16 protein-coding genes are annotated in these 14,420 nt (G+C 55.0%); 5 read left to right on the forward strand and 11 right to left on the reverse strand.

Annotation, left to right across the window (positions count from 1 at the left end):
• Positions 1–41: 41 nt before the first annotated feature.
• Positions 42–392, reverse strand: coding sequence for an Rv2175c family DNA-binding protein (locus HGAS_RS01005; RefSeq protein WP_026066551.1), 351 nt, complete (start codon positions 390–392; stop codon positions 42–44).
• 96 nt (positions 393–488) lie between these two features.
• Between HGAS_RS01005 and pknB the strand changes: the two genes are divergently transcribed.
• Positions 489–2,471: a Stk1 family PASTA domain-containing Ser/Thr kinase gene (gene pknB, locus HGAS_RS01010; RefSeq protein WP_019126096.1), complete on the forward strand. Its 1,983-nt coding sequence runs from the start codon at positions 489–491 to the stop codon at positions 2,469–2,471.
• A gap of 127 nt (positions 2,472–2,598) precedes the next feature.
• Here the strand turns inward: pknB and HGAS_RS01015 are convergent, their stop codons facing one another.
• From HGAS_RS01015 to HGAS_RS01025, 3 genes are all read right to left on the reverse strand, one after another.
• Complete coding sequence (locus HGAS_RS01015) at positions 2,599–4,014, reverse strand: class II 3-deoxy-7-phosphoheptulonate synthase (RefSeq protein ID WP_026066552.1); 1,416 nt, start codon at positions 4,012–4,014, stop codon at positions 2,599–2,601.
• 2 nt (positions 4,015–4,016) lie between these two features.
• Positions 4,017–5,231: a pyrophosphate--fructose-6-phosphate 1-phosphotransferase gene (locus HGAS_RS01020; RefSeq protein ID WP_019126098.1), complete on the reverse strand. Its 1,215-nt coding sequence runs from the start codon at positions 5,229–5,231 to the stop codon at positions 4,017–4,019.
• A gap of 119 nt (positions 5,232–5,350) precedes the next feature.
• A complete protein-coding gene (locus HGAS_RS01025; protein WP_019126099.1) occupies positions 5,351–6,175 on the reverse strand; it encodes a lysophospholipid acyltransferase family protein in 825 nt (274 codons plus the stop codon).
• A 37-nt stretch (positions 6,176–6,212) separates the two neighbouring features.
• On the opposite strand from HGAS_RS01025, the gene HGAS_RS01030 reads away from it, so the two are divergent.
• Positions 6,213–6,854: a PolC-type DNA polymerase III gene (locus tag HGAS_RS01030; RefSeq protein WP_034233681.1), complete on the forward strand. Its 642-nt coding sequence runs from the start codon at positions 6,213–6,215 to the stop codon at positions 6,852–6,854.
• Between the two features lie 67 nt (positions 6,855–6,921).
• Here the strand turns inward: HGAS_RS01030 and HGAS_RS08345 are convergent, their stop codons facing one another.
• The 6 genes from HGAS_RS08345 to HGAS_RS01060 form a co-directional block, all read right to left on the reverse strand.
• Positions 6,922–7,104, reverse strand: coding sequence for a hypothetical protein (locus HGAS_RS08345; RefSeq protein WP_148331419.1), 183 nt, complete (start codon positions 7,102–7,104; stop codon positions 6,922–6,924).
• A gap of 11 nt (positions 7,105–7,115) precedes the next feature.
• Positions 7,116–7,511 (reverse strand): response regulator transcription factor, encoded by a 396-nt coding sequence (locus HGAS_RS01040; RefSeq protein ID WP_019126102.1) that lies wholly within the window; start codon positions 7,509–7,511, stop codon positions 7,116–7,118.
• A 132-nt stretch (positions 7,512–7,643) separates the two neighbouring features.
• The gene (locus HGAS_RS01045; protein WP_019126103.1) at positions 7,644–8,615 is read right to left on the reverse strand and encodes an FKBP-type peptidyl-prolyl cis-trans isomerase; all 972 of its coding nucleotides are present in this window, start codon (positions 8,613–8,615) and stop codon (positions 7,644–7,646) included.
• Positions 8,616–8,625: 10 nt separating this feature from the next.
• Positions 8,626–8,979 (reverse strand): iron-sulfur cluster insertion protein ErpA, encoded by a 354-nt coding sequence (erpA, locus tag HGAS_RS01050; protein WP_009409320.1) that lies wholly within the window; start codon positions 8,977–8,979, stop codon positions 8,626–8,628.
• A 90-nt stretch (positions 8,980–9,069) separates the two neighbouring features.
• Positions 9,070–10,026 carry a glycerate kinase gene (locus tag HGAS_RS01055; RefSeq protein ID WP_019126104.1) on the reverse strand — a complete coding sequence of 319 codons (957 nt, stop codon included), beginning with the start codon at positions 10,024–10,026 and terminating at the stop codon, positions 9,070–9,072.
• Positions 10,027–11,379, reverse strand: a complete 1,353-nt coding sequence (locus HGAS_RS01060; protein WP_019126105.1) for a dipeptidase — start codon at positions 11,377–11,379, stop codon at positions 10,027–10,029.
• Positions 11,380–11,479: 100 nt separating this feature from the next.
• Between HGAS_RS01060 and HGAS_RS01065 the strand changes: the two genes are divergently transcribed.
• From HGAS_RS01065 to HGAS_RS01075, 3 genes are all read left to right on the forward strand, one after another.
• The gene (locus HGAS_RS01065) at positions 11,480–12,097 is read left to right on the forward strand and encodes a DUF3043 domain-containing protein (RefSeq protein ID WP_019126106.1); all 618 of its coding nucleotides are present in this window, start codon (positions 11,480–11,482) and stop codon (positions 12,095–12,097) included.
• A 166-nt stretch (positions 12,098–12,263) separates the two neighbouring features.
• Positions 12,264–12,776, forward strand: coding sequence for a hypothetical protein (locus HGAS_RS01070; protein WP_019126107.1), 513 nt, complete (start codon positions 12,264–12,266; stop codon positions 12,774–12,776).
• Between the two features lie 31 nt (positions 12,777–12,807).
• Positions 12,808–13,668 (forward strand): TrmH family RNA methyltransferase, encoded by an 861-nt coding sequence (locus HGAS_RS01075; protein ID WP_019126108.1) that lies wholly within the window; start codon positions 12,808–12,810, stop codon positions 13,666–13,668.
• Here the strand turns inward: HGAS_RS01075 and HGAS_RS01080 are convergent.
• Complete coding sequence (locus HGAS_RS01080) at positions 13,654–14,412, reverse strand: HAD-IIB family hydrolase (protein WP_019126109.1); 759 nt, start codon at positions 14,410–14,412, stop codon at positions 13,654–13,656. The two genes, HGAS_RS01075 and HGAS_RS01080, sit on opposite strands and share 15 nt — an antisense overlap.
• Positions 14,413–14,420 lie beyond the last annotated feature (8 nt).

The raw sequence follows: 14,420 nt of genomic DNA on the forward strand, positions 1-14,420 counted from the left end.
CAAGAGCACTCAGAACTTCAAATCGGGATTACCCGTAAAGGTCAGAATCCCAGAACAGAGGCAATGCGATTCACGCGGTGGTGGCGCCCACCTAGAAGAGCAGACATTGGTGTCTCCCCTAGTTCTTCATGCTCGGTGTAGAGCCAGCGAGCAGCCTCTTCGGGGCTAAAACCACCGTCTGCAAGCAAAGTGAGCGTTCCGGGAAGATTGAAAAGGGGTTCGTATCCGTTATCAGTCTTGACCAGAATTTCTTCGGGAATCCCAGAGTTTCCTGCTCCATCGGTATAGGTAAAGAGGATATGGTCGCGGACCAACTGCTTAACTCGGCGAGGCTCGATACCAAGCCTGCGTGCAACCTCTTGAACGGACAGAAGGGAAACAGCTTCACTCATGGGACAATGATATAGCGCGGGAAGGGATTCGCGCCCCAGCACGGCTCGCGGGCTTTCCTGCGCGCATCACCTGAAATCTCCAGTAAAATCCTAACGATGACTTCTGAGACAGAATTTGACCCCGAGGACCGCAGCGATGCCGAAAATGGCACTGCCGGCCAGGGTTCATCTGCGCCTTCTGACCCATTGATCGGCCTGCTCGTCGATGAGCGATATCGGATCCAAGCCCGCCTTGCGCGCGGTGGTATGGCTACCGTCTACGTTGCGCACGATGAGCGTTTGGACCGTCCAGTTGCGCTCAAGGTCATGCACCCACACTTGGCAGAATCTGCTGATTTCGTTGCGCGTTTTAGGCGCGAGGCCCGGGCAGCCGCGCGAATCGTTTCGCCGGGAGTCGTTTCGGTTTTTGATCAGGGAGTAATTCACGGCCAGGGCTTCCTGGTGATGGAGCTTATCGACGGAACCAACCTCCGTGCGCTCTTGCAGGCACAGGGCGCCTTTACCCTCGCTCAGGCCCTTCAGTACACGCAAGATGTTCTTGAGGCACTTCGTTCTGCGCATCGAGTTGGCGTGATCCATCGCGATATCAAGCCCGAAAATGTTTTGGTGCCCAGTGAAGGCCCTGTTCGCGTTACCGATTTCGGTCTTGCACGTGCGGCCTCAGAAGTATCAATGTCTACGACCGGTTCGATGCTTGGAACGGTCGCATACATGGCGCCAGAGATCGCGACTACTGGAACCTGCGATGCGCGAAGTGACATCTATGCCGTTGGGATCATGCTCTACGAAATGCTCACGGGCTCAGTTCCGTGGCAGGGCGAAAATCCCATGCAGATGGCTTATCACCATGTGAACGACTCTGTCCCGCTTCCTTCTGAAGTTGAGCCGTGGATCCCACGCGAAATTGATGACCTTGTTGCATCGCTTGCCGCTAAGGACCCCGAGGACCGCCCAGTTGATGCTCAAGAGGCCCTTGATTTGGTGATGCGGGCACGCACCTCACTGCCAGCAGAGCTAATGAATCGGCGTGCAGCTATTGATGCCACTGAGGACAACGAACAGCGCACGACCGCGCTGGGGCTTGTCGAGTTGACTTCTCCCCTTCCGGCACAAAAGCTCCCAGCGACCTCGCAAGCTATCGTTCATGTCTCTGGCGGCATTGCCCACGCTGCGCCACAGGCACGCACCCGGAAGCGCTTTGGCAAAGTTCTCGCCCTGATTGTTTCCCTGCTCATTGTTGGTGTCATCGGAGGCTTTTGGTGGTGGCATGAATACGGGCCGGGTTCGTACTTAACTATGCCCGTCACCGATGGACGCGCTGTTTCTGATGTCGAGAATGATCTGCGTTCACTGCATCTCAATTTCCAAGAACGTGAAGATTTCTCGGATATCGTTTCTCAAGGAAATGTCATCTCATCGACACCGGGAAGCGGCGAAGCTGTCCACAAACGTGCTGAGGTCCTTTTGGTCGTCTCAAAGGGCGTTGACATGCGTAACGCACCAAACCTCAGTGGCATGGAAACAGACGCAGCGAAGAATGCGCTGACGACCGCGGGACTGGCAGTCGGCGATGTTCGCGAAGACTGGTCCGAAGATGTTGAGAAGGGCAAGGTCATCTCGCAATCTGTCCCAGCGGGAGCATCGGTTCGTCACGATACAAAGGTTGATATTGTCGTCTCCAAGGGCCGCGAGCCCTTGACGGTTCCCGATATTAAAGGCAAGAGTGCCGGTGAAGTCCGCCAAACACTTGAATCGATGGGACTGAGCGCAGAGGAAACTGAGGCATTCTCATCGACAGTTGCTCAGGGAACCGTCATTTCCCAAGAAACTGCTGCGGGCACAACTCTTCATCGCGGAGATAAAGTCCAATACACGGTCTCCAAGGGTCCTGAAACGGTAGAGATCCCCACTGTTCAAGGACTTCAAGAAAGTCAGGCTCGTGCGGCCCTCGAGCGCGTCGGCCTTCAGGTCCGTGTTGAACGTTTTATGGGTGGACTATTCGGAACTGTGCGTTCTTCCGATCCCGCCGCTGGAACGGTCGTTCCTCGAGGAACCACAGTGACACTGACGATTGTCTAGTCTGTTCACGGCCGGGAAGTATTAAAGCCTAGTTTTACCTATGGGTGAGGGGTGAAGAACATTCGTTCTTCACCCCTCACCCATAATCTCTTTGCAGAAATTCAAGCGGAATAGCGATCAGATTCAGCTACTCTTTCTTTAAGTACTCCGCGACTTGGAATGCCATCTCCAAAGACTGCTGGTGGTTCAAACGCGGATCCACTAGCGTCTCATAGCGATCACGCAAAGCTTCTTCATCAAGCTGCTCAGAGCCACCAAGAACCTCTGTAACGTCATCCCCTGTGAGCTCGACATGGATCCCGCCGGGGACCGTTCCAGCTTCGCGATGGGCCTCAAAGAAACCAGTGACCTCATCCATGATCGTCTCAAAGCGTCGTGTCTTGTAACCCGTCGATGAGGTGATCGTATTTCCATGCATCGGATCGGTCACCCAGGTAACAGGGCGTCCATCACGCGCTTGTGCCTCCAAGAGAGGAGGTAATGCATCGCGAATTTTATCCGCCCCCATACGCGTGATGAAGGTCAAGCGCCCTTCTTCGCCCTCCGGATTCAGACGGTCAACCAGACGGCGCATATCATCAATCGATGTCGTCGGTCCAAGTTTGACGCCGATCGGATTACGCACATGCGCAAGCAATTCAACATGCGCATCGTCAACGCCACGAGTACGTTCACCAATCCACAAGAAGTGACCGGAAGTATTGTAAGGATCCCCGGTGCGTGAATCGATTCGGGTCATCGCGGACTCATAATCCAGAAGCAAAGCTTCATGCGAGGAGAAGAGATCAACGCTACGCATCTGGGCAGCACTGGACACACCTGCTGCCTCAAGGAACTTCACTGCACGGTGAATCTCCTCAGCAAGAGACTCATAACGCGCATAAGCCGGATTAGCAGTAAAACCACGATTCCAGTGATGCACCAGCCGCAAGTCAGCATAGCCACCGCGAGTGAAGGCACGAATCAAATTCAGCGTCGATGCGGCATGATGATACAAATCCAACAAGCGCGTGGGATCTGGAATGCGCGACTCGGGAGTGAATTCGAAGGAATTGACAGCATCTCCGCGGTATGAGGGAAGCGTGACGTCTCCACGGGTCTCCATATCTGAAGAGCGCGGCTTCGCATACTGGCCCGCAATGCGCCCAATCTTGATCACAGGCAAAGACGCGCCATAGGTCAAGACGACGGCCATCTGAAGAAGAGTTTGGATCTTCAAACGCAGATGGTCAGCTGTTGCCTCGGAAAAAGTCTCAGCGCAATCGCCACCCGTGAGGACGAAGGCCTCACCGCGAGAGGCGGCAGCGAGATTCGTTCGCAGGTCGTCTACCTCGCCGGCGAAAACCAAGGGGGGTTGACGACGCAACTCAGCCAATACGGAGTCGAGGGCCTCGGGATCTGGGTAGCTCGGCTGTTGAAGCGCGCGCTTGGAACGCCAAGATTCCCAGGGAGCAGATTCTTCACTAGCGGCAGGGGCGAAGAGTTCAGGTGCGCCGGGGCGCAGCGAAAAATCGCCACGCCCCGGGAAAGAAGATGAAGCCATCGTCACTGCGCTGCAGACACAGGCTGGCCAATCTGCGAGAGCAGATCGGTGAACCACGGCTGTGTAATGTCGAAAGGCTTGCCACCGGCGATGCGCGGGAAGGCAATCGCAGAAAGCTGGTCGCCATTCTCTTCATCCTGACCGATAACACCGCTTTCACCGCGAAGTGCACACTCGACGGCAAGATCACACATTTGCTTGATCAGTGCAAGATCTTCCTCGTGTGCTGCTGCCGCGCGTGAGTAGTAACCGGACTTCTGAACCATCACCTTTTCGGCGCCAATAAGCGCTGCAAACTTGCGCGCAAACCACTGGCCGGGGTTGATGGTGTCAAGCTTGACGTGGCCGAAGGGATCACGCTGAACCTCTTCGCCATTGGCTTCCATCTCGGCGATAATTTCGGGAAGGCCTGCACCTTCTGACAGGAAGATGTTGACGTTACCCTGCTCGTCCATGATCGCCTTGAGGCGCTCAGCTTCACCGGCAATGTCAAGAGCGGCCTCGGGAACGTAAACGCCGTGGACATCCCAACGCTCACGGGTCAAGCCCAAGGAAGGCGCCCAGTTCTTGGTGCCGAGCAGCTCGTGGTAGCGGCGAGCGGTCTCTGCCGTCAGGTAGCCACAGTTACGTCCCATGCACTCATGAACAATGAGCATGCGGGGGTTCGAGCGGTGTTCGCCGATCACATTAAATGCGAAACGTGCGCCTTCGTCCGCCGCGGTCCAAGCGCCCAGAGACTGACGGATCGGAACAACGTCATTATCGATGGTCTTAGGAAGGCCAACCACGGTGAGTTCGTAGTTGTGCTCGTGCAGGTAAGCTGCAAGATCTGCTGCGGTCGTGTTTGTGTCGTCACCGCCGATGGTGTGCAGAACATCAACGCCATCCTTGCGCAGCTGCTCGGCAGCAAATGCAAGCGGGTCAACGCCTTCTTCAACCAAGCCTCGGTCGACAAGGTTCTTTGCATTGGTCAGCTTGACGCGAGAGTTACCGATGGGCGAACCACCAAACTCGCGAAGAATACCTGCGTTACGGCGTCCTTCTTCGTCGACGACAACATAGTTGCCGGTCAGAAGGCCGTGGTAGCCGTACTGGTAAAGGATGATTTCTACCTCGGGAGCAACCTGGGTGTAGCGCTCGATGAGATCACCAACAGCAGCCGAAAGACAGGGGGCAAAGCCACCAGCGGTCAAGAGAGCAACACGACGAACCGTCATGAGTCAACCTTTCAGTTTTCTTCACGCGCAGCAAGAGAAGCGCGCCAGATACTTATCTTATCGAGAGTGTAGGTCCTTCGCCGCACCTGGCCTTTTTCTGGGACACGGCGATATCGCTATTAGTCTTGATCCCCAGACTCATCTGTTTCTTCGGGGATCTGTTCAAGGTCTTCTTCGGGCGCGGTTGGAACCTGAACCTCAGGGGCCTCACGCCCACCGGGCGCGCTCTTCCCGTTCGAGGGTACCGGGCCGTCAAAAGCGCCTTCCTGGGCAAGCTGCGCTTTCACATCAGCAGCATAGAGATCGACGTACTCCTGACCAGAGAGGAGCATCAGGTTATACATAATTTCATCGGTGATCGCACGAAGAACGTAGCGGTCTTTATCCAGTCCCTTGTAGCGACTGAAATCCAAGGGCTCCCCGATGACCATTCCGATATTGGTTCTCGAAGGAATTTTCTGCCCGATTGGCTGGGCCGCATGTGTGCCGATCATCGCCACAGGAATAACGGGAGCGCCGGATAAGAGTGCTAAACGCGCAACACCAGTCTTCCCGCGATACAGACGTCCATCGGGGCTACGAGTTCCCTCGGGGTAAATTCCAAAAAGTTCACCTTCACCCAGGCGCTTAAGTCCGGCTTTCAATGCGGCCTCGGATGCACGACCACCACTGCGATCGACGGGAATTGTGCCAACAGCACGCATGAATTCCTTGGTTGCCCAACCCTTAAGACCGGTACCCGTGAAGTAATCGGCTTTACCCATGAACACAACCTCACGGTCAATCATCATGGGTAGAAAAACGGAGTCCCAGACAGCGTTGTGGTTAGAAGCGAGGATCGCCGGACCGCTTTCTGGGATGTTTTCTTTCCCGCGGATCCACGGACGATACGCAGCCTTGAGAATCGGAGTGCCCGTAAGCTTCAGTGCTTGATACAGACCCATGTTTCCTCCACCCGGATCAACCGCTAGCATCGTGGTTATGACCAATGGTTCTACTGTACAGCCCGAGCGGCCAAAAACCGCAATGATCCCAGCTTGGAATCAAGCTAAATGGCTGGTAGTAGACCTAGAAACAACTGGACTTAGTTCTCGCGACACCATCATTGAAATCGGGGCAGCAGTCTACGAAAACCGTGAGCTTGTCGATAGTTTTTCAGCACTTATCAACCCCGGAAGCCCCTTGCCTTCGTTCATCACTGCGTTGACGGGACTCGACGATGAAACGCTCGCCCACGCTCCGGACCTTCACACGGTGTTTTCGCATTTTTGCCAGTGGGCAGAGCATCTATGCGATCAGGAACAGATCGCAGGCCTCATCGCACACAATGTCGCCTTCGATTGGGGGTTCCTTGAGCGAGCTCAACGGACCTGCGGTATGCCACTGCCCCATTTTCAGCCTATCGACACACTGTCAATGGCTCGTGCCTTGCTTCCAACTGAGGTACCCAATCACAAGCTCACGACACTACGCGAGCACTTTGAGTTAGGTGGCGGTCAGCATCGTGCATTGGACGACGCATTGGCCACGGGCATGTTGTTCTTCAAATTGTGTGAATACGCAGAAAGTCTTGAGAAAGACCCACTCGCCTACTGCTCCCCTGCGTATCCTCTATCCTCATAATTCCCGAGGCCGCGTGTGCTTTGCGTTGAAAAGGGACGAGTTTCGCGCTTATTTGTTTTCAGTATGTTCAGCGCCAGAAGCGGGTGTAGTCAGCTTTCTGAGCAATGTTGAGCTGAATCATCTCGCGCAGAAGATCGTAAGGAATCTCTTGCTGAAAACCGATTCTCCAGAGTTTCTTTGCACGCGTGTATCCACGAGCTTGAATCCGCTCAGAGCAGGTCATTTCCTTCACTTCTTCGTCCGAGCGCACTGCCACCAGCTTCAGCGACGCTGACGCAGAAGTTCCGCGAGGGCTTCTTGAAGCTCCTGTGAATCAAATGGTGCGCTGACAATACGGCTGGCACCTGCCCATGTGGCCAGCCAGTCGTCTTGAGGACGAGCCGTGAGCATCAGGATAGGAGGAACATCCTGGCGGGTACCAGCGAGCTCCTTCGCGACAGACATGCCGCCTTCCTTTTGAGTTTCTCCATCGAGAACAAGGACTGCAATATCCGAGTTATTGTCCACCAACTCAAGAACACCGAACTTCGTGGCAGCTTGAAGCCATTCAATGGGAGCCGTATCCTTCGATGCTTTGAAACCGACACCTGTGATCACTGCCTGGCGAGTGGACGAGTTATCACTGAAGACCAGAACTTTCACGGGTGTTTCACTCACGATGCGCTCCTCAACGTTAAGAGATCGTTACTCTGGGTATTCTAACCGCTTTTGGATACACGTGTGGGGAGCTGAAACCTCAGCTCCCCACACGTGTTGTTTGCTCTATCGCCAGTAGTTCAGATCTTCAAACTACTTCTCGGGGATGACAGCAAGAATGTCAACGAGAATCGCCTGCGGCGGCTGCCCTTGTGCCTCATTGCCAGCAGCTACGAGGAGGACCCGCGAGCCCGCGGTAAAGCCGATTAGCTGATTACCGTCCTTCACGCTGACAACCTGGGCACCTTGTTGTCCCCACGTCGACTGTGTTTGAGCTTCGTTACCAAAAACGGTTCCGACACCCTGATAAAGAATTGTCGAACCAACAGCGACCTTGTCGCCATGTCCCTCAGCAATGACGACCTTCGAGGTCTCTGTGGGCGCACTCTGTCCCCAGGTAATCGTGGGCTGGCTACCTAGATCACCACTGACAGTAATGCCTGCTGGAAGTTCATTTCCGGTCAGCGTTGCGCTTGTGAGCTGAGAGGTATCCTTCGGGTTAACAGTTCCCAAAATATCGACAACGAAGACGAGGTCGGCATTTGCAGGGATTGAAGAACCTGAACCTTGAGCGCCGTAACCCCACTTTGATGGGATGACGAGTTCAACACGATCGCCGACATGTGCGTCCGCAAGACCGTACTTCCATCCCTTAATCACCTGGTTGAGGCTGAACGCGATGGGAGTGCGACCCTCTTGGAAAGAAGAATCAAAAACCTTGGCATCGCTGAAGAGCGCACCTGCATAGTTGACCTGAACGATGTCATCGAGGCCGACGCTTGCCCCATCGCCCTTGTGGAGGGTTTTCACCAAAATCGCATCGCCCACGCTGCCAGATCCGGCTTTAATTTCGGGCTTCTGACCGAAATCACCACTTACCTCGGGGAAATTACCCTGGCCGCTTCGATCAACCTGAGGTGTCTCCTCGGAGCTTGAAGGCGACTGGGTTGCACTTGCCGAGGCCGAAGGTGATGCCGATTGAGAGTCCTTTGACTGGCCCGAGCAGGCACCAAGAGCAAGAGTGCAGGTCAGCAGGATGGCACCAATAGCAGGTAGCTTCTTCACAATTCTCCGATCAGGCGAAAGACTCACCGCATGCACAGGTGTTCTGCGCATTGGGGTTATCGATCGTGAATCCCTGGCGCTCAATGGTGTCAGAGAAGTCAATGGTTGCGCCTGCGAGGTAGGGAACGCTCATGCGATCGACAACAACCTCAACGCCATCGAAATCACGGACAGCGTCACCATCGAGCAAACGATCGTCGAAGTACAGCTGGTAGATCAGGCCAGAGCAGCCTCCGGGCTGAACGGCGACACGCAGACGCAGATCGTCGCGGCCTTCCTGCTCAAGAAGGCTCTTGACCTTCTGTGCTGCGACATCAGTCAGGATGACGTCGTGGGTTGCAGTCTCAGTCGTGTTCTCAGACATGCTGCTCCTTTAATACTTTTCTTATAGGAATAATCTCTAGCCTAAGGCTACTCACGCACGAGCGCCATCTTCAAAGCTGAGAGCGAATTGTCACTGCCTAGCCCATGTACGAGCAGCACGACGTCCCAGAGCATCAAGGTTTCCGGTTTCGTCAACGAGAATCCCATGAATCCCCCACTGGGCCCGTTCATGTGCCGATAGTGTGGAATGCAGGCCAATAGCAAGAACGGGAATGGCCGATTCTGATGCTATTTCAGTTAATAGATCAAGGCTCGATTCGGCCAAGGCCGGTGAATGCAGCTCAGGTTCACAAATGATCAGTAGGTCAGATGCCTCGATCTTGGTTTTGCAGTCGGTGTGGTGGAGCAAAAAATCACCATCAGACACTAGACGACCACCAAGAATGCCGATAATCGTCGCAGCGCCCCCACTGGCCCCTGAACCCGGAAGCCTTCCGGGTTCCACTACCGAGGCCGATTGTCCATTGATTGCAAGTTGCGGGCGCATTGTCTTGTGAAGCAGCTCGGCCCACAGCCGATGAAAATCTGTATTGCTAGTGCCTCGAAGACTCAAATCTGGCTCGAGAGCCAATGTCGAAGAAGGACCAAAGAGCGGACGTGACGTCGAGTAGGCGGCGTAAAACTCCTGACCTAATACGACGTTTTGTGCACGCTCAATTGCACGCGTAAACCACGTCTCTACTGGTTCATTCGCTCCTCGCATGGCTCCAGAAACGCCTTCAAGAAAGCTCATCCCACCGTCAGTTGCTTGAAGGTGGCCACCTTCAAGGACCGGGACTTTGCCCTCTTCTAGTAGCTCGCGAAAGCGCTGCCCGGCCTCGTGAAGGGAATCCCCATCCCCCACACTTAGGACACAAAAACGCGGATTACTTGCCATGGCCTCGGCAAAGGCTTGACCGGGCCCAAAGGGTGCAAAGGAAACTTCCCACGAAGGTGCACCAGCAGAAAAGCTCTGAGCGAGCGTACGAAGCGCGGGGGCAGGATCATTCTCCTGCCCCCAGTGCCCCGTGATGAACGCGCGTCCCACTTACTTTTCGGCCAGGCGAGACAGCACCAGTGCCTCGGCCAAGACAGCGTTCTTCAGATCGGGAAGTGACTGAGATTCATCCTCAGAGTGAGCATTCGTCAGCGGATCTTCAACGCCGGTGACGACGACCTGAGCGTGAGGGAAGGTCTCTTGGAACTCGGAAATGAAGGGAATAGAACCGCCAACACCGATATTGACCGCTTGAACGCCCCAAGCATCAGTGAGGGCCTGCTTGACCAGATGCGAAACCGGGGAATCGACATCGGCAAGGTATCCGGGGCCAAGATCTCGATCAGAAATTTCGATACGTGCACCGAAGGGGGCGTGCTCACGAAGGTGCTTCTCAATCGCATCCATCGCCTGACGCGGGTCGACACCGGGAACCGTGCGCATCGACAGACGGAAGCGAACGTGAGGAATGATCGTATTCGATGAATTCGCAACGCTGGTCGTATCAAAGCCAATCAGCGACACGGAAGGCTTCGTCCAGGTACGCGCTGCGAGATCTCCGCTACCAGCAAGTCGAACCTGATCGAGCATTCCGCTTGCCGCGCGGAATTCGTCTTCGGGCCAATCAACCTCTGCGTGGTCATCTCCACCCAAACCTTCAACGACGATGTTGCCGTCTTGGTCATAGAGCGAAGCAATCAGCAGAGCCGCACAGGTGGGAGCATCGATCATCGGGCCGCCAAACATACCTGAGTGAACAGCATGATCAGCCACAGTCAGATCAACAGTGAAAGCGCAGTTACCACGCAAGCTTGTCGTGACAGCAGGCTCGCCAGGCTTCCAGTTATCCGAGTCGGTCACGATAATGACGTCGGCCTCGAGCTGGTCGCGGTAGGTCTCAAGGAAGTGAGTAAAAGAGGGTGAGCCGATTTCTTCTTCGCCTTCGATGTAGACAACAACATTCGCGCCCAGATCCTTACCAAGAAGGCTCAAAGACCCGAGGTGAACAATGATGCCCGCGCCATCGTCAGAAGTTCCGCGTCCATAGATGCGATCACCCTTAACAACGGTTGTCCAAGGGTCTGAGTGCCAACGTGCGAGATCTCCAGTTGGCTGGACATCGTGGTGAGCGTAAAGAAGGACCGTCGGCGCGCCCTCAATATGAGGGGAACGAGCAAGGATTGCCGGCTTGCCTTGAACTCCTTCAGGAGTCGTCACTGAGTGAATCTGAGCGTCCAGGCCAAGGGCTTCAAAGCGAGAACGAATATGCTCAGCGGAACGGTCAACATCCACAGCGTGAGACGGATCCGAAGAGACGGAAGGAATGGCCACGAGCTGAGACAGCTCATCAACCAATTGCGGGAAGAGAGCGTCAAGGCGCTCGCGAAGTTCATCGATATTCATAAGACAAGAGTATCTCTTCTACAGGTATCTGCTCGCATGAATCCATTCTTAGCGGGCAAGAATGTGCCGATCGCGCTATCGATCTATTACCCTTAGAGACGTGTTGAGCTCAAAGAAGTCAGAATCCGAAGAAACTCCTCAGCCTCAGACGGCGAACGATCGTTCGAAGAGCGGTCCGACGCCTTCGCGTAAGCAGGCGCAGGCGCGTAATGATCATTCCTTGATTGTTGCGGATCGTAAGGCTGCCAAGAAGGCTGCGCGTGAGCGCGCTCGCGCAATGCGTCTTGAACAAGACCGCCTCCAGCAAGAAGCACTGATCACCGGCGACGAGCGCTATATGCCGCTGCGTGACAAGGGCAAGATCAGGCGCTTTACTCGCGACTGGCTCGATGCTCGCTGGTCCTTCTCAGAGTTCGTCTTCCCAGTGATGATTCTGTTCTTCGTCGTTTTCTTCGGCGTCTCTTTCTTCGCCTCCACATCGGCTGCCGGACAGCGCGCGCTCTTCATTGTCATGGTGATTATGTACGGCCTGTTCTTCGTCGCGATCGTCGAGACCAGCATCGTGTGGCAGCGCATCAAGCGTCAGCTTCGTAAGGTTTACCCGCGCGAGCCCATGCCTCGCCGCATGTGGTTCTACGCATTCTCGCGCGCAATCATGCTGCGTCCATGGCGTTCGCCTCGTCCTCAGGTCGAGCGCGGGCAGTTCCCAAAGAGATAACTTCATAATCTCGTTTTAGAGGGGTGCAGGTTATTTGCCTGTACCCCTCTTTTTATCCACAAGGCAGCCATCTACTCGGCGTTTTCCACAGATTTCTTAAGGGCCACACTCCGGCATCAATGCAGCGGGAGACTCGTGATGCAAAAAGCTTATGAAAGGAACAATGATGGCGCATCACTCGTCGGCCCTTGAAAGTATTCCTCCGCTCTACGGAGAACCCGGATGGGTTGAAAACAGTGGACTGGTTAAAATTCTCTGGCCGCTCACCGATACCCAGGTCACCTCTGATTTCTTCAGATTCTCGGGGTTAGATCGCCCGCGAATCGAAAAGATCCGTCCGCTTCTTCCTCCGGATAACCTGCAGGATCGGCAGAATAACGCTCCCCCACTGGAGCTCTTTTTTACGGCGGCACTTCACAATCCTCGTATCTCTTTGGGAGGCTACCTCGTTCTTGCACCACGATGGGATGAGAGGATGAGCATCGATTCTCTCTTCATTGAAGACGAATCAGCGCTGAGCTACCGTGAAAGCCCGTGGGCGCTGATTTATGAAGACGGAATCTGGGAAAAACTCCAGGAACAACTGGGGTTCGACGGTTACTGCCGCCCCGATGAGTGCGAGCCCATCACATGTCTCGATGAGACCAGAGGCCCTGGCTGGTGGCTCTGGTGGGACTGAGCGCCCAACGAGAGAGTGGCACAATAAAGGAATGCTCATTCATCTGACATCCGCCTCGCTAGAAGAGGATCCGCGCCTGGCCGACTACACGTCAATGACCGATGTCCACCTTCGTAAGAGTTTGGAAGTCGAACGCGGCCTATACATGGCGGAGTCAACGAATGTCATTATCCGTGCTCTCGAGGCCGGACATCGCCCACGCTCACTCATCATGGCTCCGCGCTGGCTTCCTGACCTAGAACCACTCCTGGAGCGTTTCCTAGGAGCCAAGGAAGGCGGCGAGGTACCCGTCTTCATCGCTCCTGAACCGATTCTGGAGAGCATCACAGGATTCCATCTTCATCGTGGTGCGCTCGCTTCAATGCAACGACCTGTTTTGCCTTCGGTGGCTGATCTTCTATCCTCTTTGGGAGATGGCCCCAAGCGTATTCTGATCCTTGAAAATCTGGTCGACCATACGAATGTGGGTGCTGCATTCAGAAGCGCCGCCGCGCTTGGGGCGGATGCAGTTCTTGTCACTCCAGAATGTGCAGACCCTCTGTATCGGCGCTCCGTTCGAGTCTCAATGGGAACGGTCTTCCAGGTCCCATGGACCAGATTGGAAGACTGGCCAGCAAACGATGATCTGCACGCAGCAGGATTTTCTCTGGCAGCTCTAGCCCTGAGTGATAACTCCGTCAGCCTTGATGAGTTCGTGACGATGCCCGTGATGACAGCCAAAGATTCACGTATTGCCTTGGTCATGGGAACAGAAGGGGATGGTCTTAGGAAGAGCACCCTGTCACGCACCGATTACGTTGTTCGTATCCCCATGATGGGTGGCGTCGATTCGCTCAATGTTGCTGCAGCAAGTGCGGTTGCCCTGTGGGCAACGCGACTACCTCGTGCGTAGTTCCTTCACGATATCCGCAATCACATCAACGCATTCTTCCCAACCACTCACGGCGAGGGTCGGGTATCCGGCAGCTTTCACTGGATAATCATTACCAGCCTCGTCTAGGCGATCCCCAATGAAGAGCATATCTTCTGGTGCGATTCCAGTGATCTCAACTAGCTTGCCCATCCCGTATGCCTTATCGATTCCGTGACGAGTGATATCAACCGAAGTTGATCCTCCCCCACGCACCTCAAGGTCTGGAAGATCCTCTGCGACCGCGTCACGAAGAGCCCGCTTCTTGTCGCCTGTCGGGTCCCACGCGCGCTTCGCCTCTAGTGGAGCTTGCTGCCCCAACGCTGAGAAGGTAATCTGCGAGCCTCGGTCCTCAATGATTTCACCCCAAGGATGGGCTTCCCAGACTCCTTGCTCACGCGCATGGCGTTCGAGCGAGGCAATCGCGCGCTCACGCTGCTCTGTAGTCAGGTCATTGGCATAGACCTGCTCCCACTGAGCATCCTGCTCATTCCAACGGTAGTAGCGTGTCCCGCAGGTGGGCATGAGATGCAAGTTCTTCAATTCAGAAGAAGAAGCGCCGAGGTTGTCCAATAACTGGGTGCGAAACTGCCCAAACTCTCCGCCAGAGATCACACACACTGGGACACACTCGAGCAGTGCGCGAAGTTGATTGGCCATCGGCTCCGGAAGCGCAGACTTCGACGGTGCCAGGGTGTCATCAAGGTCGAAAGCTACGAGGCGCATGCTATCTC

Source organism: Actinomyces sp. ph3 (assembly GCF_000308055.1).
In the GTDB taxonomy this organism is placed as follows: Bacteria; Actinomycetota; Actinomycetes; order Actinomycetales; family Actinomycetaceae; genus Pauljensenia.